The organism is Nocardioides ochotonae (assembly GCF_011420305.2).
Classification (GTDB): domain Bacteria; phylum Actinomycetota; class Actinomycetes; order Propionibacteriales; family Nocardioidaceae; genus Nocardioides; species Nocardioides ochotonae.
The window spans coordinates 499536-520168 of the sequence record NZ_CP061769.1 but is presented as its reverse complement, the minus strand read 5'-3'; the positions used below and the strand labels follow the sequence as shown (position 1 = coordinate 520168).

23 protein-coding genes and 1 tRNA gene are annotated in these 20633 nt (G+C 70.9%); 3 read left to right on the top strand and 21 right to left on the bottom strand.

Annotation, left to right across the window (positions count from 1 at the left end):
* Window positions 1–74 precede the first annotated feature (74 nt).
* The 13 genes from HBO46_RS02570 to rplJ form a co-directional block, all read right to left on the bottom strand.
* Window positions 75–842 carry a J domain-containing protein gene (locus HBO46_RS02570; protein WP_166137167.1) on the bottom strand — a complete coding sequence of 256 codons (768 nt, stop codon included), beginning with the start codon at window positions 840–842 and terminating at the stop codon, window positions 75–77.
* 8 nt (window positions 843–850) lie between these two features.
* Window positions 851–1426 carry a hypothetical protein gene (locus HBO46_RS02565; RefSeq protein ID WP_166137170.1) on the bottom strand — a complete coding sequence of 192 codons (576 nt, stop codon included), beginning with the start codon at window positions 1424–1426 and terminating at the stop codon, window positions 851–853.
* Window positions 1427–1434: 8 nt separating this feature from the next.
* Window positions 1435–2715, bottom strand: a complete 1281-nt coding sequence (locus HBO46_RS02560) for an MCE family protein (RefSeq protein WP_166137173.1) — start codon at window positions 2713–2715, stop codon at window positions 1435–1437.
* Window positions 2712–4151, bottom strand: a complete 1440-nt coding sequence (locus tag HBO46_RS02555; protein ID WP_166137176.1) for an MCE family protein — start codon at window positions 4149–4151, stop codon at window positions 2712–2714. Before HBO46_RS02555 ends, HBO46_RS02560 begins: the two co-directional genes overlap by 4 nt.
* The gene (locus tag HBO46_RS02550; RefSeq protein ID WP_166137179.1) at window positions 4148–5296 is read right to left on the bottom strand and encodes an MCE family protein; all 1149 of its coding nucleotides are present in this window, start codon (window positions 5294–5296) and stop codon (window positions 4148–4150) included. The genes HBO46_RS02555 and HBO46_RS02550 overlap by 4 nt, the downstream gene beginning before the upstream one ends.
* Complete coding sequence (locus HBO46_RS02545; RefSeq protein WP_166137182.1) at window positions 5293–6285, bottom strand: MCE family protein; 993 nt, start codon at window positions 6283–6285, stop codon at window positions 5293–5295. Before HBO46_RS02545 ends, HBO46_RS02550 begins: the two co-directional genes overlap by 4 nt.
* Window positions 6282–7316: an MCE family protein gene (locus HBO46_RS02540; protein ID WP_166137184.1), complete on the bottom strand. Its 1035-nt coding sequence runs from the start codon at window positions 7314–7316 to the stop codon at window positions 6282–6284. The genes HBO46_RS02545 and HBO46_RS02540 overlap by 4 nt, the downstream gene beginning before the upstream one ends.
* A complete protein-coding gene (locus tag HBO46_RS02535; protein ID WP_166137187.1) occupies window positions 7313–8587 on the bottom strand; it encodes an MCE family protein in 1275 nt (424 codons plus the stop codon). The genes HBO46_RS02540 and HBO46_RS02535 overlap by 4 nt, the downstream gene beginning before the upstream one ends.
* Before the next feature lie 4 nt (window positions 8588–8591).
* Window positions 8592–9419, bottom strand: a complete 828-nt coding sequence (locus tag HBO46_RS02530; RefSeq protein ID WP_166137190.1) for an MlaE family ABC transporter permease — start codon at window positions 9417–9419, stop codon at window positions 8592–8594.
* 8 nt (window positions 9420–9427) lie between these two features.
* The gene (locus tag HBO46_RS02525) at window positions 9428–10213 is read right to left on the bottom strand and encodes an MlaE family ABC transporter permease (RefSeq protein ID WP_166137193.1); all 786 of its coding nucleotides are present in this window, start codon (window positions 10211–10213) and stop codon (window positions 9428–9430) included.
* 9 nt (window positions 10214–10222) lie between these two features.
* Entirely contained in the window at window positions 10223–11176 is a 954-nt protein-coding gene (locus HBO46_RS02520; RefSeq protein WP_166137196.1) for an ABC transporter ATP-binding protein, read from the bottom strand.
* Window positions 11177–11484: 308 nt separating this feature from the next.
* Window positions 11485–11874 carry a 50S ribosomal protein L7/L12 gene (gene rplL / locus HBO46_RS02515; RefSeq protein ID WP_166137199.1) on the bottom strand — a complete coding sequence of 130 codons (390 nt, stop codon included), beginning with the start codon at window positions 11872–11874 and terminating at the stop codon, window positions 11485–11487.
* An 89-nt stretch (window positions 11875–11963) separates the two neighbouring features.
* A complete protein-coding gene (gene rplJ / locus HBO46_RS02510) occupies window positions 11964–12557 on the bottom strand; it encodes a 50S ribosomal protein L10 (protein WP_166137202.1) in 594 nt (197 codons plus the stop codon).
* A gap of 311 nt (window positions 12558–12868) precedes the next feature.
* On the opposite strand from rplJ, the gene HBO46_RS02505 reads away from it, so the two are divergent.
* Window positions 12869–14149, top strand: coding sequence for an aminotransferase class I/II-fold pyridoxal phosphate-dependent enzyme (locus tag HBO46_RS02505; protein WP_166137205.1), 1281 nt, complete (start codon window positions 12869–12871; stop codon window positions 14147–14149).
* A 76-nt stretch (window positions 14150–14225) separates the two neighbouring features.
* Here the strand turns inward: HBO46_RS02505 and rplA are convergent, their stop codons facing one another.
* The 5 genes from rplA to HBO46_RS02480 all read right to left on the bottom strand — a co-directional run bounded on the left by rplA (window position 14226) and on the right by HBO46_RS02480 (window position 16915).
* Window positions 14226–14945 (bottom strand): 50S ribosomal protein L1, encoded by a 720-nt coding sequence (gene rplA, locus HBO46_RS02500; protein WP_166137208.1) that lies wholly within the window; start codon window positions 14943–14945, stop codon window positions 14226–14228.
* A 76-nt stretch (window positions 14946–15021) separates the two neighbouring features.
* A complete protein-coding gene (rplK, locus tag HBO46_RS02495; protein WP_153321981.1) occupies window positions 15022–15450 on the bottom strand; it encodes a 50S ribosomal protein L11 in 429 nt (142 codons plus the stop codon).
* Between the two features lie 109 nt (window positions 15451–15559).
* Window positions 15560–16465 (bottom strand): transcription termination/antitermination protein NusG, encoded by a 906-nt coding sequence (gene nusG / locus HBO46_RS02490; RefSeq protein WP_166137212.1) that lies wholly within the window; start codon window positions 16463–16465, stop codon window positions 15560–15562.
* 81 nt (window positions 16466–16546) lie between these two features.
* On the bottom strand, window positions 16547–16792 hold the full coding sequence (gene secE / locus HBO46_RS02485) for a preprotein translocase subunit SecE (RefSeq protein ID WP_166137215.1): 246 nt from the start codon (window positions 16790–16792) through the stop codon (window positions 16547–16549).
* 50 nt (window positions 16793–16842) lie between these two features.
* A tRNA-Trp gene (locus tag HBO46_RS02480) sits at window positions 16843–16915 on the bottom strand.
* Between the two features lie 149 nt (window positions 16916–17064).
* Between HBO46_RS02480 and HBO46_RS02475 the strand changes: the two genes are divergently transcribed.
* Window positions 17065–18108: an adenosine deaminase gene (locus tag HBO46_RS02475; protein ID WP_166137219.1), complete on the top strand. Its 1044-nt coding sequence runs from the start codon at window positions 17065–17067 to the stop codon at window positions 18106–18108.
* Window positions 18109–18165: 57 nt separating this feature from the next.
* Window positions 18166–18699 carry a hypothetical protein gene (locus HBO46_RS02470; protein ID WP_191480193.1) on the top strand — a complete coding sequence of 178 codons (534 nt, stop codon included), beginning with the start codon at window positions 18166–18168 and terminating at the stop codon, window positions 18697–18699.
* A 47-nt stretch (window positions 18700–18746) separates the two neighbouring features.
* Here the strand turns inward: HBO46_RS02470 and HBO46_RS02465 are convergent, their stop codons facing one another.
* The 3 genes from HBO46_RS02465 to HBO46_RS02455 are packed head-to-tail and all read right to left on the bottom strand — an operon-like array spanning window position 18747 to window position 20573.
* Window positions 18747–19784, bottom strand: a complete 1038-nt coding sequence (locus HBO46_RS02465; protein ID WP_166137222.1) for a UDP-N-acetylmuramate dehydrogenase — start codon at window positions 19782–19784, stop codon at window positions 18747–18749.
* Window positions 19777–20178: a MaoC/PaaZ C-terminal domain-containing protein gene (locus HBO46_RS02460; RefSeq protein ID WP_166137225.1), complete on the bottom strand. Its 402-nt coding sequence runs from the start codon at window positions 20176–20178 to the stop codon at window positions 19777–19779. The genes HBO46_RS02465 and HBO46_RS02460 overlap by 8 nt, the downstream gene beginning before the upstream one ends.
* Complete coding sequence (locus HBO46_RS02455) at window positions 20175–20573, bottom strand: FAS1-like dehydratase domain-containing protein (protein ID WP_166137228.1); 399 nt, start codon at window positions 20571–20573, stop codon at window positions 20175–20177. Before HBO46_RS02455 ends, HBO46_RS02460 begins: the two co-directional genes overlap by 4 nt.
* Window positions 20574–20633: the final 60 nt, after the last annotated feature.

Below are 20633 nucleotides of genomic sequence, written 5' to 3'. Positions count from 1 at the left end.
GATCATGGGGGGCCGGGTCGCGAAGGTCAAGCAGTGTCCCCAGATCGCGCTCCGTGTCGCCATCCTAGCGCCGCTCAGGCGCGGGTCTTCAGCCCCGCGACCAGCCACTCGCCGTCGAGGCGCTCCATGGTGACGGTGACCCAGTACTTGATCGTGGAGGGCTGCGCGCGGCGGGCGTTGGTGGTCGCCTGGTCGAGCAGCACGAAGACCTCCACGCGGTCCTCCCCCGAGCGCACCACGCCCGAGCGCAGCACGCTGGTCTCCACCACGGTGCCGGTGCGCGGGGCGTTCTTCTCCATCACGCCCTCGAAGAACCTCTCGTACTCCTCGCGGTAGCCGGACGTGAGGTAGGAGGTGGCCGCCTCCCGCGAGGCATCGAGCTCCGCGGCGTCGTAGGACAGGATCGGCACGACCGCGGTCTCCGCCGCCGCGCGGGCGGCGCGGGTCGCGTCCTCGACCTCGGAGTCGGCGGGTACGACGAACCACAGCCAGGCCGCGGTGGCGACGGCCAGCGCCGCCAGCACACCGACGACCGTGAGCAGCCAGCCGGGCACGGTCCGGGGGGCGGGCGCCCGGGCCGCGGCGGCCTCGGGCAGGTGCGCCGGACTTGCATCCTGCCTGGGATCCGGCTCGGGATCCGCCTCAGGATGGGGCCGCCGCTCGGCGTCGTACGCCGCACGCCTGGCGGGGTCGAGCAGCACCTCCGCGGCCTGGCTGTAGGCCCGGAAGCGGCGGTCGGTCGGGTCGAGGTCGGCGACCGCGGCCTTCCAGGCGGCGCGGATCTCCGCGGTGCTGGCGTCCGGGTCGACGTCGAGCAGGTCGTACCACGACGGGGTGCTCATCCGGGTGCTCACTGCTCGGCCTCCGATGCCTGCGCGAAGTCGTCGACCAGCCAGTCGCCGTCGACCTGGACGAGGTCGACGACCACGCGGAACAGGTCCGAGCGGGCCGGGACCTCCCTGCCCTTCGCGTTGCGCAGGGTCGAGGTGATCTGTCCGGTCACCAGCGCGACCGCGGAGTCGTCGTCGATGCTCTCGACGCCGACGCCGAGCACCTCGGCGCTGCGGGTGACGCCCTGCTGGGAGACCAGCTGCTCGGCGATCGTCACGGTCTGGTCGAACTCGGTCATGAACTTCGGCGTGACGACCTCCTCGACGAGGCCGCGGTACTCCCCCAGCGTGCCGTCGGCGTCGAGGGCGTCGGGGCCGTAGGTCTGCCCGCGCAGCATGAACTGCCGCGCCTGCGCCATCACCCGCTCCCGCTCGCGCTGCACGCTGTCGTTCGCGCTCTCCCGCCCGGGCAGCGCGCCCGGACGGTCGGCCAGCAGCCACGCACTGAGCGCGCCACCGATGAGCAGGACCACGACGAGGGCCGCGAGCAGCACCGTGCGCAGGCGCCCCGAGGGGGCGTGCGCCGTGTGGCTCACGCCGTTCGTCAGTCCCGGGTCAGGGGCTGGAGGAACAACCACTTCCACGACTCCTCTCCTAGGGATTCCGGCGCCACCGTGGCGCCGCCGTCGAGGCGTGCGGCACGCGCGCCCCAGACGGTGCGGCCGGTCTCCGGGTCGTACGCCGCGACGGGTGCCGGGTCGTACGCCGCCGGCGCACGCCGCGCGAGGTTCTGCGGGCCGCGGGCGTTGGTGCTGGTCGGGGGCTCGGTGCACCCGGCCTCCATGTTCATCGGACGGTTGGTGCCGTCCTGCGGGATGCGCCGATCGGTGCTCTCGTATCCCTGCCGACAGGCCTGCTTCGTGGTCAGCACCAGCCCGAAGTGGGCGTCGTACAGGCCGGTGTCGGGCGACTTGGACACCACGGTGAACCCGCCCTCGACGACGTAGGGGTAGACCACCAGCAGCTGCTCGATCCCCGGGAGGTTGGCCCGGACCACCTCGCCGCTGGTGCGCACGTCGTTGATGAGCTCCCCGAGCACGACCCGGTTGTCCTCCAGGAACCGGCGCAGCTCGGAGGCCGCGACGGCGCCGGAGTCGATCACCCCGCGCAGGTCGCGGTCGGCCCCGGCCAGCGTCCCGGTGAACCTCGAGAGGTCGCGGGCGAAGGTGCGCAGCGCGCTCTCGGAGTCGGCCTGGCCCTGGAGCACCGTGTTGGCGTCGCGGATCAGATTGGTCGTGATCTCGAAGTTCTCGTCGGCGGTCTCGATGAACGAGGTGCCGGTGTCGATGATGCGCTGCAGGTCCCGGCCGGTGCCCTCGAAGGCCAGGCCCAGCTCGTCGACGGTGGTGCGAAGCGCCTTGCGGTCCACCGAGGAGACCGTGCGCGAGAGGTCGGCGAGCAGTGTCTCGGTGGCGATCGGGGTGCGCGTGTCCTCGGCCTCGATGCGGGACTGCTCGGTGAGGTAGGGGCCCTCGTCGACCTGCGGCTGGAGCTCGACGTACTGCTCGCCGACCGCGGAGCGGTTGCCGACCACGGCCAGCGCGTCCGCCGGGATCTCGCGGTGGTCCTTGTCCACCGAGAGGTGCACCTCGACGCCGTCGTCGGTCAGCTCGAGCTTGTCGACCGAGCCGACCTGGACGCCGCGGTAGGTCACCTCGGCGCCGGCGAAGATGCCGCCGGAGGTCGTGAAGTGCGCGACCACGGTGTAGGTGTCGTCGACGATCAGCCGGTCCAGGCGCGCGTAGCGGGCACCGACGAAGGTCACGCCCACCAGCGTGATGATCACGAAGACCAGCAGCTGGATCCGGGTACGACGGGTGATCACGAGGCGTTCCCCTTCCCGGCCAGGTCGTCGGCGACCAGCCCCGGGACCAGCAGGTCCACCAGACCGGGGTCGAAGGCGCCGCGCAGGTCTCCCACGGTGAGGTCGCTGCGGCGCGGGCCAGCGGCATCGGCGTCGCCGGTGACGGTGCGGCTCAGGCCGATCGCGCCGAGCAGGTCGTCCAGCGGGCCGATCCCGGTGTCGGGCAGGCCCGGCACCTGGTTGAGCAGCCGGCACACGACCGTCTTCTCGTTCTTCGGCTTCAGGCACTCCTGCTTCAGCTTCAGGACGCCGCCGATGTTGGAGCGGACCTCCTCGCACGCCGGACTGTCCAGGCGGCCCGAGGCGATGCACTTCACCACGTTGCTCACGATGTTGACCGGGTCCGCGTCACTGGGCAGCAGGGTCGGCACGCCGGAGCCGTCGAGGCCGAGGCTCAGGTCGATGTCGAGCTGGACCGAGAGGTTGGTGTAGTCGCCGAGGTGCAGGTTGCGGGCGACCTGCGGGTCGCGCCCGACCACGTCGTCGACGAACGGGTAGGTCAAGAACACGTGGAAGGCGTTGACCAGGCCGTCCCCGGAGTTCGCCAGCTGGGTGAGCACCGGCTGCAGCCGGCGCACCGTGGCGATCGTGTCCTCCTTCGAGGCCGAGATGACCTCGACCCCCACGTCGCCGAGGTCGTCGAGTGCCCGGAGCATCCGCACCAGGTCCCCGCGCTGGTTGTCGATGGAGGTCAGCGCGCTGGGCAGCTCCTCCAGGGTGGCGTCGATGGTGTCCTGCTGGGAGCGGACCTCGCGGGCCAGCCGGTCCAGGGACTCGATGGCCCGCACGATCTCGGCCTTGTTGTCGTCGAGCTCGCCGGCGAAGTCATCGACCTGGGTGAGCACCGAGCGGGCGGCGTCCTCGCGTCCCTCGAGGGCGAGGTTGAGCTCCTGGGCGATGGTCCTCAGCTGGGCGATGCCGCCACCGTTCAGCACCAGGCTGAGCGCGCCGAGGACCTCCTCCACCTCCGGGTTGCGTCCGGAGCGCTCGAGCCCGATCGTGTCGCCGGACTCGAGCAGGTCGTCGCTGCCGCCGCCCTCGGGGGCGCGCAGCGAGACGAACTTCTCGCCGAGCAGGCTGGTCTGGCGGATCTCCGCGACGGCGTCGTCGGGCAGCTCGGTGTCCCCGCGCAGCTCGACGACCACCCGCGCGGCCTGCCCGTCGAGCTCGACCTCCTTGACCTGGCCGACGCTGACGTCGTTGACCTTGACCGTCGACTTCGGCACCAGGTCGAGCACGTCGCGGAACATGACGGTCACCGTGATCGGGTCCTCGCCGACGTCGGTGCCGCCGGGCAGCGGCAGGTCGTAGATGTCGGCGTCGCAACCGGTGAGCAGCAGGGCGCCCAGCACGGCACCGGTCAGCGGGCGCAGGGCGCGTCGCAGCAGGCGCGTCATCGGGTCACCTCCACGAGCCCGCCGAAGCTGGGGTCGACGCGTTCCTCGCGGGCGGCGCCGGGGGCGGCGGCGCCCTTCTTCGACAGCGCGCCCGCGCGGGGCAGGATCGAGTCGATCAGGTCGCACAGGGTGCCGGTCTTGTCGACCTGGGCCACGAAGCTGCACAGCAGCAGGCCCGGGTCGGAGACGACCTCGTTGGCGAGGTTGCCGATGTTGGCGTTGGTGTCGAGGGTCCCGGTCTGCGGGTTGTAGGCCAGGAACAGGTTGTTCAGCGCCAGCGGTCCGGCCCGGAGGACCTCGTCGAGGGCGTCGCGCTGCTTGACCAGCACCTTGGCCACCCGGCTGAGCCCGGCCACGTTGCGGCCCAGGCTCTCGCGGTTCTCCTTCACGAACCGCGAGACCCGGCCGAGCGCGGTCGAGAGGTTCCCGAGCGCCGCCGCCAGCTCCTCGCGCTCCCCCTCGAGCATCGTGGAGACCTCGCCGAGGGAGGAGTTGAAGCGGCGCACGGTCTTGTCGTTGCGGGCCAGGGTGCCGATGAAGGACTCCAGCTCCGCGGCCGAGCCGAAGAGCTCGTCCTTGTTGTCGTCGAGGGTCTGGCTGAGCTTGCCGAAGTCGCGGATGGTGCGGTTGAGCTGGGCGCCCTGGCCGCCGAAGTTCTCGGCGGTGGTCTGCAGCAGGTCGCTCAGCGCCCCCTCGGAGTTGGCACCCGTCGGGCCGAGGGCGACGGTGAGGTCGTCGATGCTGGAGTAGATCTGGTCCAGCTCGATCGGGACGCCGGTGCGGTCCACCTCCAGGGTCGCGCCGTCCTCCAGCACCGGCCCGCCGTCGTGGACGGGGGTGATCTGGATGTAGCGGTCGCCCACCACCGAGGGCGCGACGATCAGCGCCTGGGCGTCCTTCGGCAGCGAGACGTCGGCGTCGTAGTGCATGCGCACCTCGACCTCGGTGCCCGTGGGCGTGACCGAGTCGACCTTGCCGATCGGCACCCCGAGCACGCGCACGTCGCTGCCCTCGTAGATCGAGATCGTGCGGGGGAACTTCGCGGTCAGGGTGCGGGTCTCCCCGCCGTCCAGGACGGTCAGCGCGAAGGCCAGGGCCAGGGCCGCGACCACGAGCGGCACGATCACGCGGCGCAGCACGCTCATCGCAGACCACCCCCGATGCCGCCGCCGTTGGCCAGGTCCGGGATCGGCGGGAGGTTCTGGATGTAGGTGTCGAACCACGGGCCGGTGCCGAGCGTGCTGGCGAACACCCGGTAGAAGGGCGCCATCAGCCGCAGGCTGTTGTCGATGTTCTCCTCGTTGCGGGTCAGCACGGTCACGACCTCCTCCAGCTGCGCGAGGGCCGGCTTGAGGTCGGCGCGGGTGCTGCGGACCAGGCTGCTCAGCGAGCGGGAGAGCTCGGTGGTGGAGACCAGCAGGTCGTGGATCGCCTCGCGGCGCCCGACCAGCGAGGCGAACAGCACGTCGGCGTCGCGCATCAGCGCCACCAGGTCCTCGTCGCGGTCGTCGAGCACCGAGGAGACCCGCTTGAGGTTGCCGAGCAGCTCGTTGATCTGGTCGTTCTTGTCCGCGATGTTGGTGGAGAGCGCCGAGACGCCGGCCAGCGCCGCGCGGAACTCGTCGGGGGTGTTGCGGGTGAGGTCCGACAGCGTCGTCAGCGACGCGGCGAGCTGGTCGGTGTCGATCTCCGCGGAGGTCTCGGCGAGCCCCTCCACGGCCTCCACCACGTCGTACGGCGAGGTCGTGCGCTCGACCGGGATCACCCCGCCGGCGTCGAGCTGGCCCTCCCCCTGCGGCTCGAGCGCGAGGTACATCGCCCCGAGCAGCGTCTTGACCCTGATCGAGGCCCGGGTCTCGGGTCCGAACTCCGCGCTCTCGTCGATGCGGAAGGCAACCCGGACGTGGGCGTCGTCCAGCTCCACGGACTCGACCTTGCCGACCCGGACCCCGGCGATGCGGACCTCGTCGGCGGGCTTGAGCCCGCCGGACTCGGAGAACGTGGCGTAGTAGGTGGTGCCGCCGCCGATCAGCGGCAGGTCCTGGGCACGGAACGCGCCGAGCAGGAGAGCGGCGAGGACGACGAGGCTCACCGCGCCGATGACCACGGGGTTGCGCTCACGGAACGGCTTCATCCCAGATCACACCTCTCCGAGCCGACCTCGTAGTTCACGTGCGGGGCGATGCCGCCGGGGAGGCGGACCCGTCCCTCGAGGTGGCACAGGTAGAAGTTGAACCAGGAGCCGTAGATCGCCGTGCGGCCGACCTTCTCCAGCTTGATCGGCAGCACCTGCAGCGCCCGGTCGAGCTCGCCCTTGTTGCGGGTGATGTTGCCGGTCAGTCGGCGCAGCTGGGTGATGTCCTCGGCCAGCGGGGACTCGATCCCGGTGACCAGGTCGGCGGTCTCGACCGACAGCGCCGAGATCTGGTCCAGGGAGTCCAGGATCGCGCGCCGGTCGTCCTTGAGGCCGCCGACGAGGGTGCGGAAGTTGATGATGAGCCGGGAGAGCTCCTCGTCGCGGTCCCCGAGGTGGTCGAGCACCTGGTTGAGGTTGGTGATCAGCGAGGTGATCACGTCGTCGCGCTCCGCGAGCGTGCTGGTGACCGAGGCGGTGTGGCCCAGGAGGCTCTCGAGGGTGCCGCCCTCGCCCTGGAAGACCTGCACGATCTCGTAGGACAGGGTGTTCACGTCGGAGGGCGAGAGCGCCTCGAAGAGCGGCTTGAACCCGTTGAAGAGCACCGTCAGGTCCAGCGCCGGGCTGGTGCGCTCGATCGGGATCGTGTCGCCCTCCTCCAGAGGCGTGGTGTCCCCGACCCGGTCGTGCAGGGCGAGGTAACGCTGCCCGACGAGGTTGCGGTAGCGCACCGTGGCGTGGGTCGACCCGCTGACGACGGCGTCCTTCGCCACCGTGAACGTGACGCGGGCCCGCGAGCGGTCGACGACCTCCACGTCCTCGACGGTGCCGACCTTCACCCCCGCGATGCGGACGTCGTCGCCCTTGTTGACGCCGGTGACGTCGGAGAAGACGGCGCGGTACTCGCGGGTGTCGGCGAAGGAGAGGTTGCCGACCATCACGATCAGCACCGAGGTGGCCAGGGCGGTGACGACCATGAAGACGGCCAGCTTGGCCAGGTCGCCGCTCGTACGGCGGTCCAGCAGCTTCATCGCAGCGTCACCTCCGCGCCGCGCGCCATCGGGGCGAGCAGCAGCACCCCGAGGTCGTCGACGTCCTCGGCGGCGGTGCCGGTGGTGGTGCCGAGCAGCTCGCGCAGCAGCGCGTCCTCCTCGAGCGTGCCGCTCACGCCGTCCCCGCCGAAGCCGGTCGGGACCCGCATGGTGCCCTTGCCGGTCGGCTCGTCGACGCCGTCGTCCATGTCGGGCTGGCTGCGCAGCGGGTTCTCCTGGCTGTTGTCGGAGTCCGGCAGGCTCAGGCAGGCCGGGCCCCGGTCCTCCCCGAACCGCGGGGCGTCCTCGGCGGTGTAGGCCCGCGGCTGGTTGGGCAGCAGCTCCAGCACGATGTGCAGGGTGTAGCCGCGGAACGCCTCGGCCTGGCGCTCGCCCGCGCCGACGATGCCGTTGATCAGGCACGGGAAGCCGGGGGCGTACTTGGCGAGCAGCCCCACGACGTCCTTGCCGACGTCGCCGAGCCGGATCAGGTTGTCGCCGTTGTCCTCCAGGAACGTGCGGGCGGTGCCGGAGAACGCCGTGACCTCCGTGAACAGCCGGGCGAGCTCGGTCTCGCGGTCCTCGAGCGTGCCGGTGGTGGTGATGGTGTCCTCCAGGATCTGCGCCACCTGCGGCAGGACGTCGGTGTAGACGTCGGAGACCTCGGCGGTCAGGCGCAGGTCCTCGATCAGGGCGGGGATCTGCGGGTTGAGCCGGGTGAGGTACCCGTCGAGGGTCTCCAGGCTGGCGCCCACCTGGTCGCCACGCCCTTCCAGCGCGGTCGCCAGCGCGTTGAGGGTGGCGTTCAGCTTCGCCGGCTGCACCGTGCGCAGCAGCGGGTAGAGGTCGGAGAGGACCTCCTCGACCTCGGTGGCCACCTCGGTGCGCTCGATGACCGCGGCCGGGGCGATCGGCTCGGAGGCGGGACGCGGAGGGACCTCGAGGGAGACGTACTTCTCGCCGAACAGCGTCTTCGGGACGATCGACCCGGTGACGTTGGCCGGGATCGTCTCGCGCTCGCCGGGGTGGATGCCGAGGGTGAGCTCGGCGCCGTCCGCGTCCGCCCGGGTCTCGAGCACCTCGCCCACGATCACGCCGCGGATCTTGACGTCGGCGCGCTGCGGGAGCTGCAGGCCGATGCTGGAGGTGCGCAGCGTGACCTCGTCGTACTCGGCGAACTTCTTGGTGAAGATCGCGTAGGTCAGGTAGCCGGCGAGGAGGAGCAGGGCCAGGAAGACGACGCCCAGCAGCTTGGTCCGACGCAGGATCATCGCGCTACCCCGCCAACCGCACGGTCGTGCCGGTGCCCCAGATGGCCATCGAGAGCATCAGGTCGATGACGTTGATCGCCACGATGCTGGTGCGCACCGCCCGACCGACCGCGACGCCCACACCGGCGGGACCGCCCGAGGCGTGGTAGCCGTGGTAGCAGTGGATCATGATCACGACCACGGCGAAGACCAGCACCTTGCCGAAGGACCAGAGCACGTCCTCGGGTGGCAGGAACGTGTTGAAGTAGTGGTCGTAGGTGCCGGTGGACTGTCCGTAGAACTGCGTGACGACGGTGCGGCTGGCGACGTAGGACGACAGCAGCCCCACGACGTAGAGCGGGACGATCGCGATCATCCCGCCGATCACCCGGGTGGCGACGAGGAACGGCATCGAGGGGATCGCCATCACCTCGAGCGCGTCGACCTCCTCGGAGATCCGCATCGCCCCCAGCTGTGCGGTGAAGCCGCACCCGACCGTGGCCGCCAGCGCGATCCCGGCGACCAGCGGGGCGATCTCGCGGGTGTTGAAGTAGGCGGAGATGAAGCCGGAGAACGCCGCGGTGCCGAGCTGGTTGAGCGAGGCGTAGCCGGACAGGCCGACCTGCGCGCCGGTGAAGAACGTCATGCCGAGGATGACGCCGACGGTGCCGCCGATGACGGCCAGCGCGCCGGACCCGAGGGTGACCTCGGCGAGGATGCGCATGATCTCGCGGGGGTAGCGCACCAGCGAGCGGGGCATCGCACGCAGCACGCGCAGGTAGAACGCGAGCTGGGTGCCCAGGGAGTCCAGGGAGCCGAGCGGGCGCTGGTAGACGCTGCGGAGGTTGGCCATGTCGTCGCTCAGCCCGTCTTCGGCGGAACGATCTGGAGGTAGATCGTGCTGAGGACGAAGTTGGTGATGAACAGGAGCATGAAGGTGATGACCACCGACTCGTTGACCGCGTCGCCGACGCCCTTGGGGCCGCCCGCGGCGTTCATGCCCTTGTAGCAGGCGACGATCGCGGCGATCAGGCCGAAGACGAGCGCCTTGAGCAGGCCGATCCAGAGGTCCGGCAGCTGGGCGAGCGCGGTGAAGCTGGCGACGTAGGCACCGGGCGTGCCGTCCTGGAGCACCACGTTGAAGACGTAGCCCCCGGCCACGCCGACGACGCTCACCATGCCGTTGAGGAAGACGGCGATCAGCATGCAGGCCAGCACCCGCGGCACGACGAGCCGCTGGATCGGGTCGATCCCGAGCACCATCATCGCGTCGAGCTCCTCGCGGATCTTGCGCGCGCCGAGGTCGGCGGCGATCGCGGAGCCGCCCGCGCCGGCGATGAGCAGCGCGGTGCCGATCGGCGCCGCCTGCTGGATCACCGCCAGCACCGAGGCCGAGCCGGTGAAGGACTGGGCGCCGAACTGCTTGATCAGCCCGCCGACCTGGAGCGCGATGACCGCACCGAAGGGGATGGCGACCAGCGCGGTCGGGATGATCGTGACGGAGGCGATGAACCAGGCCTGCTGGATGAACTCGCGCAGCTGGAAGGGCCGCTGGAACAGCGCACGACCGACGTCGAGCGCAAAGGCGAAGAGCTTGCCGGCGGTCCCGATCGGGCGCAGCACGCGGGACGAGGTGAGGGAGGCCAACGTCGTCCCTCAGCCGCCGGTGACCATGGACATGGCCCCGTCGAAGGAGCCGGGGGGCGCGACGATGCCGTGCTCGCGGCACCAGGCGCCGGGCTCGCGCTGGGAGCGGCGCGGGATGCCGTTGGACGGCTCGAGCTGCAGCGGGATCGGCGGCAGCGCCGGGAGCTCCTGGTCCTTCTCCGCGGCGAGCTCGTCGGCGTCCTTCTCCTCCGACATGCCGATCGGCCCGACCCGCTGGGCGTTCAGGAACTGGCGCACCACCGGCTCCTCGGAGCTGAGCAGCATCTCGCGGGGCCCGAACATCGCGAGGTGGCGGTGGTAGAGCAGCCCGATGTTGTCGGGCACGGTGCGCGCGGTGTTGATGTCGTGGGTGACGATGAGGAACGTCGCGTCGATCTGGGCGTTGAGGTCGACGATGAGCTGGTTGAGGAACGCCGTACGGACCGGGTCGAGACCCGAGTCGGGCTCGTCGAAGAGCACGATCTCGGGGTCGAGCACGAGGGCACGGGCCAGCCCGGCGCGCTTGCGCATGCCGCCGGAGATCTCGCCGGGCAACTTGTCCTCCGAACCGACCAGGCCGACGAGGTCCATCTTCTCCATGACCACGTCGCGGACCTGGGACTCGCTCAGCCGGGTGTGCTCGCGCAGCGGGAACGCGACGTTGTCGTAGAGGTTCATCGAGCCGAACATCGCGCCGTCCTGGAACAGCACGCCGAAGAGCTTGCGGATCTCGTAGAGGTCCTTCTCCGAGCAGGAGGCGATGTCGGTGCCCTCGATGAGGATCGAGCCGCGGTCGGGCTTGATCAGTCCGATCAGTGTCTTGAGGAAGACCGACTTGCCGGTGCCGGAGGGGCCGAGCATCACGCAGATCTCCCCGGCAGGCACGGTGAGCGAGACGTCCCCCCAGATCAGCTGCTTGCCGAAGGACTTGGTGAGTCCCTCGACCGCGATCTCCACACCCATGACGCGACTCCCTCTCGTCCCGGCCACTCCCGTTGGCCGGAACCCGCTCCCGCGAGTGGGACGCACGCCCCACTCGTCGGTGACAACGCGGGGACCGGCGCGAGGTTACGCACGGCCGTGCCCGATCTCCTGGGCCCCACGCTCTCCCCCAGCGGTCGCCGCCGCCCCTACCGCGCTGCCGTCTACCCACGGGCGCGCCGGCGCCACACGCAGGCCCCGGAAATGCGGCGAAGGGCGGCCACCCGGAGGTGGCCGCCCTTCGGCGGTGGTGCAGGTGCCACCGGGCGCAAGCGCCCGGTGGCGAGGTGTCACTTGAGGGTGACGGTGGCGCCGGCGCCCTCGAGGGCAGCCTTGGCCTTCTCCGCAGCGTCCTTGGCAACCTTCTCCAGGATCGCCTTCGGGGCGGCCTCGACGAGCTCCTTCGCCTCCTTCAGACCGAGGGAGGTGAGGGCGCGCACCTCCTTGATGACGTTGATCTTCTTCTCGCCGGCCGACTCGAGGATGACGTCGAACTCGTCCTGAGCAGCAGCCTCCTCGGCACCACCAGCGCCACCGGCGGCCGGGGCGGCAGCAACGGCAACGGGGGCAGCGGCGGTGACGCCGAAGGTCTCCTCGAACTCCTTCACGAACTCGGAGAGCTCGATGAGGGTCATCTCCTTGAACGCGTCGAGGAGCTCGACGGTGGTGAGCTTCGCCATGGTGGCGGTTCCTTCCATTCGGTGGCCGGTTCCGCAGTGCGGGCCGGCCGGGGTTTCAGGTGGTGTGCTGCCGTGATCTGAGCGGGTGCTCAGGCCTCGGCGGTGTCGCCCTCGGCGGCGGCCGGCGCACCGGCACCACCTGCGAGGATTTCAGCGGAGTCCTGCCCAGACTCTTCGAGCTTCGCCTGCAGGGCGCCGGCGAGCCGGGCAGCCTGCGAGAGCGGAGCGTTGAGCAGGTAGACGGCCTGGCTGAGCGACGCGAGCATCGCGCCGGCCAGCTTGCCCAACAGGACCTCGCGCGACTCGAGATCGGCCAGCTTGGCGATCTCCTTCGCGTCGAGGATGTTGCCGTCCAGGACGCCACCCTTGATGACCAGGGTGGGGTTGGCCTTGGCAAAGTCACGCAGACCCTTGGCCGCCTCGACCACGTCGCCGTTGATGAAGGCGATGGCGGTCGGACCGGTCAGCAGGTCGTCGAAGCCGGAGATGCCCACCTCGTTGGCGGCGATCTTGGCCAGCGTGTTCTTGACCACGGCGTAGTTGGCGTTCTCGCCGAGGGAGCGCCGCAGGTCCTGCAGCTGCTTCACGGTGAGACCGCGGTACTCGGTCAGCACAGCACCGGCGGAACCGTTGAACGACTCAACGATGTCCGCGACGGCTGCCTGCTTGTCTGCCCGCGCCATGGGTCTCCTTCCGGACTGGCGAGACCACCGCCCAATCCCGGAGAAAGACGAACGCCCCGAGCACAGGTGCTCAGGGCGTGGACTGCGGGCCGAGGCCCGGGTCTTGCTCTTCAACACCTGCGCTGGTCGTCCGCTCTCGCGGAGCCTTCGGCCGCAGCGCTGGTGCGCCACGACAACCGGCGGTCTCTGGTTTCAACACAGACTGTACGAGGCGCCCGGCGTACTGGCCAAATCGTGAGGCACGCGGCACTGGGCGTCCGCAGGAGGGGATCACCTGTGCTGCAGGCCGACGCGGCTGGCAGGATCGCAGTATGAGTGACCGTGCCCCTCTCGCGACCCTGTCCCCCGACGAGCTCGCCGCGTACCGCACGGCGAGGGAGTCCGACTACGCCGCACTGAAGGCCCGGGGGCTCCGCCTCGACCTGACCCGCGGCAAGCCGTCCTCGGCCCAGCTCGACCTCTCCGACGACCTGTTGCGCCTGCCCACCGGCACCCGCGACCGCGCCGGCACCGACGTGCGCAACTACGGCGGCCTGGACGGCCTGGTCGAGCTGCGCGAGATCTTCGCCGAGCTCCTCGAGGTCGACGTGGCCCAGGTCGTCTGCGGCGGCAACTCCAGCCTCACGATGATGCACCAGGTGATCAGCTTCGCGATGTTGCACGGCGCACCCGGCTCCGAGCGTCCGTGGAAGGACGAGCCGGTCGTGAAGTTCATCTGCCCGGTGCCCGGCTACGACCGGCACTTCTCGCTCCTCGCCGACCTGGGCATCGAGATGCTCACCGTGCCGATGACCCCCGATGGCCCGGACGTCGACGCCGTCGCCGAGCTGGTCTCCGACCCCGCGGTCAAGGGCATCTGGGTGGTCCCGACCTACGCCAACCCCTCCGGCTCGATCTGCACCCCCGAGGTCGCCCGTGCCCTGGCCTCGATGCCGACCGCGGCACCGGACTTCCGGATCATGTGGGACAACGCCTACGCCCTGCACCACCTCACCGAGGACGAGGTGGTCAGCGCCGACATCCTCACCCTGGCCACCGAGGCCGGCAACCCGGACCGCCCGGTGCTGTTCGCCTCGACCTCCAAGATCACCTGGGCCGGTGCCGGCGTCGCCGCACTCGCCGCGTCGCCGACGACGCGCGCCTGGTACCTCAAGCACCTCGGCATCGCCTCGATCGGGCCGGACAAGGTCAACCAGCTGCGCCACGTGGAGTTCTTCGGCGACGCCGAGGGCGTGCGGGCCCTGATGCGTCGCCACCGCGACCTGATCGCGCCCAAGTTCGCCGCCGTCGACACCGCGCTGCGTGCCGAGCTGGAGGGCCTGGACGTCGCCGAGTGGAGCCACCCGACCGGCGGCTACTTCGTCAACCTCGACGTCCTCGACGGCACCGCCTCCCGCGTCGTCGAGCTCGCCCGCGAGGCCGGCATCTCGCTCACGCCGGCCGGGTCGTCGTTCCCGCACGGCCAAGACCCGCGCGACCGCAACATCCGCCTGGCACCGACCTTCCCCGAGCTGCCCGAGGTCGAGACCGCCATGGCCGGCGTCGCGACCTGCGTGGCCCTGGCTGCGGCGGAGAAGCTCGCCGGCGCCTGACGCCGGACCCGCAGATACGACGAGGCCCCGCCCACCGGAAGGTGAGCGGGGCCTCGTGCTGTGCGGTGGGACCTGATCAGGCGATGGCCTCGTCCTCGACCGCGACGTTGCGCGTGCGGTTCGGGTCGACCTGGATGCCGGGGCCCATGGTCGTGGAGACGGTGACCTTCTTGATGTAGCGGCCCTTCGAGCTGGCCGGCTTCAGTCGCAGGACCTCCTCCAGCGCCGCGGCGTAGTTCTCCGCGAGCTGGGTCTCGGTGAAGGAGGCCTTGCCGATGATGAAGTGCAGGTTCGCGTGACGGTCCACGCGGAACTCGATCTTGCCGCCCTTGATGTCCGTGACCGCCTTGGCCACGTCGGGGGTGACGGTGCCGGTCTTCGGGTTCGGCATGAGGCCGCGGGGGCCGAGGACGCGGCCGAGGCGACCGACCTTGCCCATCATGTCGGGGGTCGCGACGACGGCGTCGAAGTCGAGCCAGCCGCCGTTGACCTTCTCGATCAGCTCGTCGCCACCGACGATGTCGGCGCCGGCCTCACGGGCGGCCTCGGCCTTGTCCGCGTTCGCGAACACGAGGACGCGGGCGGTCTTGCCGGTGCCGTGGGGCAGGTTGACGGTGCCGCGCACCATCTGGTCGGCCTTGCGGGGGTCGACGCCGAGACGCATGACGACGTCCACGGTCTCGTCGAACTTCTTCTTGCTGGTGCTCTTCGCGATCTTGATCGCGTTCAGCGGGGCGTAGAGCTCGTCCTTGTCGAACGCCTCAGCCGCCGCGCGGTAGGTCTTGCTGCGCTGCATGTCTGGTTCTCTTCTCTGTCCAGGTGTGGTCTGAAGGTGGGCCAGCGCGGCCCTGCCACAGGTGGGTGCGGTCTGATCAGTCGGTGGTGACGCCCATGGAGCGGGCGGTGCCCTCGACGATCTTCATCGCGGCGTCGATGTCGTTGGCGTTGAGGTCGGGGAGCTTGGTCTGCGCGATCTCGCGGACCTGGTCCTTGGTCAGCTTGCCGACCTTCTGCGTGTGCGGGACGCCCGAGCCCTTCTGGAGGCCAGCGGCCTTCTTGATCAGCTCGGCGGCCGGCGGGGTCTTCGTGACGAAGGTGAAGGAGCGGTCCTCGTAGATGGTGATCTCGACGGGGATCACGTTGCCGCGCATGGACTCCGTCTGGGCGTTGTACGCCTTGCAGAACTCCATGATGTTGACGCCGTGCGGACCGAGCGCGGTACCGACCGGCGGGGCCGGGGTCGCGGCGCCAGCCTGGAGCTGCACCTTGACCAGTGCAGCGATCTTCTTCTTGGGAGGCATGTCAGCTTCTCTTTCTCGTTCGTGGTCTTGACGAAGACGCGGGGTCTTCTGCCACCTGGGTACTACCTGGGTCGCGCGGCGCAGGCGCCGCGAGGCCCGGTGGAGCTTCTCAGACCTTCTGGATCTGGCTGAAGCTCAGCTCGACCGGGGTCTCCCGGCCGAAGATCTCGACGAGGGCCTTGACGCGCTGGGACTCCGCGTTGATCTCGGTGATCGTCGCGTGCAGCGTGGCGAACGGACCGTCCACCACCATGACGGAGTCGGACACGTCGAAGTCGGCGACCTCGACCGGCTTGCGGGCGGTGGTCGCACCGGCGCCGCGACCCGAGCCGGCCGCCGCGGCGGCGGCAGCTGCCTCGGCCTCGGCCTGGGCGACGACCGCGGGAGCCAGCATGGACTCGACCTCGGACATGCTCAGCGGGACCGGCTGGTGGCTGTGGCCGACGAAGCCGGTGACCGAGGGCGTGTGGCGCACGGCGGCCCAGGACTCGTCGGTGAGGTCCATGCGGACCAGGACGTAACCGGGGAGAACGGTGCGCTTGACCATCTTGCGCTGGCCGTTCTTGATCTCCGCGACCTCCTCGGTGGGGACCACGATCTCGTGGATGTAGTCCTCCATGTTGAGGGAGATGATGCGGTTCTCGAGGTTCGACTTCACCCTGTTCTCCATGCCGGAGTAGGTGTGCACGACGAACCAGTCACCGGGCTTGGCCCACAGCTCGCGGCGGAACGCCTCGAGCGGGTCCTCGGCCTCGGCCTGCTCGTCGTCCTCGTCGGAGTCGGCGGGGGCCTCGTCACCCTCCGCGGCGCTGAGCTCGTCGGAGGTGGCGCCGTCCGCCTCGGCGTCGTCGAGACCGAGCTTTTCGTCGGTGTGCTCGTCGGTGACCTCGGTGTCGAGGGCACCCTCGGCCTCGCTGCCACCCTCATCGGGCTGACCGAACTCGTCCTCGAGGCGTGCCTCGGGGTTCTCGTCGACCTCGAAGGGGTCCTGCTGCTCCGACACGTGGTGCTCCATCAGTTCGCTGTGGTCGTCTGGGACGTCCGGCTGCGCCGGGGAAGTCATGGACCTCGTCGCGGTCGCCGCCGGGGCGAGGCCTTAGTCGTTCGGGCCCGTGAAGATCGCGAACGCGAGCCGGCCGAAGGCCAGGTCGAGCGCCGACACGATCGCCATCATGATCAGGACGAAGACGAGCACGACGACGAAGTAGGACGAGAGCTGCTCGCGCGTCGGCCAGACGACCTTGCGCAGCTCCGCGACCACCTGGCGGTAGAACGTCGCCGGACCGGTGCGCTTGACCGGCTCGCTGTCGCGGGGCCCGCGGACTGCGTTGCTGTCCGACACGCCGTCACCTCTCGTAGTTCGTCCGCCGGTCGTGCGACCGGTTCGTCTCGCAGGGCACGAGGGACTTGAACCCCCAACCTTCGGTTTTGGAGACCGATGCTCTGCCAGTTGAGCTAGTGCCCTTCACGGGGAGACCCCACCGACTCGGGCATGCCGAAGCCTGTGGGAAAACCACCAGTCGGGAGTCTACGTGCACGACCACGGACTCGTCCAAACTCACGGCGACCCTACGATGGCGACATGACCCCATCACCCGCTGCCGGCCTTCGCCCGTGAGCGGCGGACGGGGCCCGGCCCGCGACGTCCACCGGCTGCCCAAGGCCCACCTGCACCTGCACTTCACCGGCTCGATGCGGCACTCGACGCTCCTCGAGCTGGCCGAGCGTGACGGCATCGTGCTGCCCGACCAGCTGGTCGAGGAGTGGCCGCCGCGGCTCTCGGCGGCCGACGAGAAGGGCTGGTTCCGCTTCCAGCGGCTCTACGACGTCGCGCGCTCGGTGCTGCGCACCGAGGACGACGTACGACGGCTGGTGCGTGAGGCGGCCGAGGACGACGTGGCCGACGGCGGGCGCTGGCTGGAGATCCAGGTGGACCCCAGCGGCTACGGCGCCCGGTTCGGCGGGATCACCGCCTTCACCGACCTCGTCCTGGACGCGGTCCGCGACGCCTCCGCGTCCACCGGCCTGGGCATGGCGGTGGTGATCGCCGCGAACCGGACCCGCCACCCCCTCGACGCGCGCACCCTCGCGCGCCTGGCCACCCAGTACGCCGGGCGCGGGGTCGTGGGGTTCGGGCTCTCGAACGACGAGCGCCGCGGGACCACCACCGACTTCGCCCCCGCCTTCGCGATCGCGGAGCGCGCCGGCCTCGCGCTGGTGCCGCACGGCGGCGAGCTGCGCGGCCCCGACCACGTGCGCACCTGCCTGGACCACCTGCACGCCGACCGGCTCGGTCACGGCATCCGGGCCGCCGAGGACCCCGAGGTGCTCGACCGGATCGTGCAGGCCGGGGTCGCCCTCGAGGTCTGCCCGGTGTCCAACGTGGCGCTCGGCGTCTACTCCGACCTCACCTCGGTGCCGCTGCCCTCGCTGCTCGCCGCCGGCGCCACCGTGGCCCTCGGCGCCGACGACCCGTTGCTCTTCGGCTCCCGGCTGGCCGGCCAGTACGCCACGATGCGCGCCGCCCACGACCTGAGCGACGCCCAGCTGGCCGAGCTGGGGCGGATGTCGGTGCGCGCCTCGCGTGCCCCCGACGAGGTGAAGGCCGCGATCCTCGCCGAGGTGGACGCCTGGCTCGAGGCCCCGGCGGAGGCCTGACCGCGTCCGTCGCCGCTTCGGTGAGACACGCACCACAGGGCTGCCATCATGGGAGCCATGACCGGCCCCGACGACCCGCGCGACGATGACCGCTCCGAGGAGCTGCCGCCGACGCACCAGCCCTACGGCCAGGACCCCGGTCCCCCGCCCCAGCCCGGGCAGGCGCCGTGGAGCCCGCCGCCCCCGCCCGGGCAGCCGCCGTACGCCGGCGCCCCGCCGGCTTACGGCTACGGTCCCCCGCCCCCGCCGATGCACCCACAGGCGACCACCTCGATGGTGCTCGGCATTGCCTCGCTCGCCGGTCTGGTGACCTGCGGGCTCCTGCTCGCGCTCGGCCCGGTCGCGTGGGCCATCGGCTCGCGGGCCTGCCAGGAGATCGACGCGACGCCGGGGCGGTGGCAGGGACGCGACCAGGCCAACGCCGGGCGGATCATGGGCATCATCGCGACCGTGCTGCTGGTGCTCAGCGTGCTGTCGATCGCCGCGTTCATCGTGGCCGCCGTCGGGTTCGGGGCGTTCGACGGCTGGGACAGCGACCCGGGCGTGGACGTGGACGTCAACGCGCTCGCGGCACTGGCCTCAGCGGGGTGAGGTGCGCGGGGTGAACGACACGGGTCGCGCGGCGTGCGCAACCCGTCTCAGAGCTCGCAGCCGACCAGCACGGGCTCGTTGACCAGTCGGATCCCGAAGCGGGCCTCGACGCCGTCGCGGACCTCGCGGGCCAGGGCCAGCACGTCGGCGGCGCTCGCGCCACCCCGGTTGGTGAGCGCCAGCGTGTGCTTGGTCGACAGCGAGGCGGCCGGGCCGCCGTACCCCTTGGTGAAGCCGGCACGCTCGATCAGCCAGGCGGCGCTGGTCTTGACCAGACCGTCGGCGACCGGCCAGGCGGGCGCCCCCTCGGGGACGCGGTCGGCCGGCAGGATCGGGTTGGTGAAGAAGGAGCCCGCGCTCCAGGTGTCGTGGTCGTCGGGGTCGAGCACCATGCCCTTGCCGGCACGCAGGCCGAGCACCGCGGCGCGTACGTCGGCGAGCGGGGCCCGCTGACCGCTCTCGACGCCGAGGGTACGGGCGAGCTCGGCGTAGCCCACGGGCGCGGAGAGTTCACCGGTCCGCAGCTGGTAGGTGACCGCCAGTACGAGGTGGCGCGCCGGGTCGGCCTTGAAGCGGCTGCTGCGGTAGCCGAAACCGCAGTCGGCGGCCGCGAAGCTGCGCACCCGGCGCTCCACGCGGTCCCAGGTGCGGACCCGGGCGATGGTCTGGGCGACCTCCTGGCCGTAGGCGCCGACGTTCTGCACGGGCGTGGCGCCGACGGTGCCGGGGATGCCGGAGAGCGCCTCGATGCCGACCCAGCCGCGCTCGCAGGCGAGGGCGACCAGGTCGTCCCACCCGGCGCCGGCGCCCGCGGTGACGCTCACGCCGCCGCAGGCGGGTCCGTCGTCGTCGCCCTCGACGGTGACCTCGTCCATGGCCAGCTCGACGACGACTCCCGCGAAGCCCTCGTCGGCCACCAGCAGGTTGGAGCCGCCTCCGAGGACCAGCACCGGCTCACCGCGGTCGTCGGCGGCCGAGACGGTCGCCACCGCCTCGTCCTCGGTGGTGGCGCGCACCCAGCGGGCAGCCGGCCCGCCGACGCGCAGCGTGGTGTGGTCGCGCAGGTGGTGGACGGGCTCAGGCACGGACGACGGCCTTCGGCATGCCCAGCACCTTCGCGCCACAGCAGGTGACCTCGAGCGCGATCGCGGCCCGGCCGTCCTCGACCGACTTCACGGTGCCGGCGACGCGCACGACGACGCCGGTGTCGTCGTCGGGCACCACAACGGGGTTGGTGAACTTGCAGCCGAGCTCGAGCACCTCGGCGCCGTCGGTCCAGGAGGCCACCGCGCGTGCGGCCAGGGCCATGGTGAACATGCCGTGCGCGATGACACCGGGCAGGCCCACCGAGGTGGCCACCCGGTCGGACCAGTGGATCGGGTTGAAGTCGCCGCTGGCGCCGGCGTAGCGGACCAGGTCGGCGCGGGTCACGGCGTACTCCTGCGGGGCGAGGGTGTCCCCCGCACTCAGCGCGCTCATGCGGCGGCCCGGTGCACGAGAGTGGCGGTGGTCGAGCAGACCAGCGCGCCGTCGCCGTCGCGGACCTCGCTGGCGGTGCCGATGATGTCGTTGCCGCCGATCTGGCGCAGGCTCCGCACGGTCAGCGTGGCGGTGAGCAGGTCGCCGGGGACCACCGGGCGCTCGTAGACGAACTTCTGCTCGCCGTGGACGATGCGGAACAGGTCGATCTCCTCGGCCGCCAGGAAGGCGTTCATCGCGTCGAAGGCCAGCACGATCGGGAACGTTGCGGGGGCCGGGCCACCGTCGTAGGTGGCTCCGGTGGCGGAGGCGAACTCGCGGATCTTCTCCGCGGAGACGGCGTACGGACGGGTCGGGGGGAAGGTCTTCCCGACCAGGGCGGCGTCGACGGGCATGGCCTCCACCCTAGTGGCGTCCCCACCAACGACGACGACCCCGTCCGATCGCTCGGACGG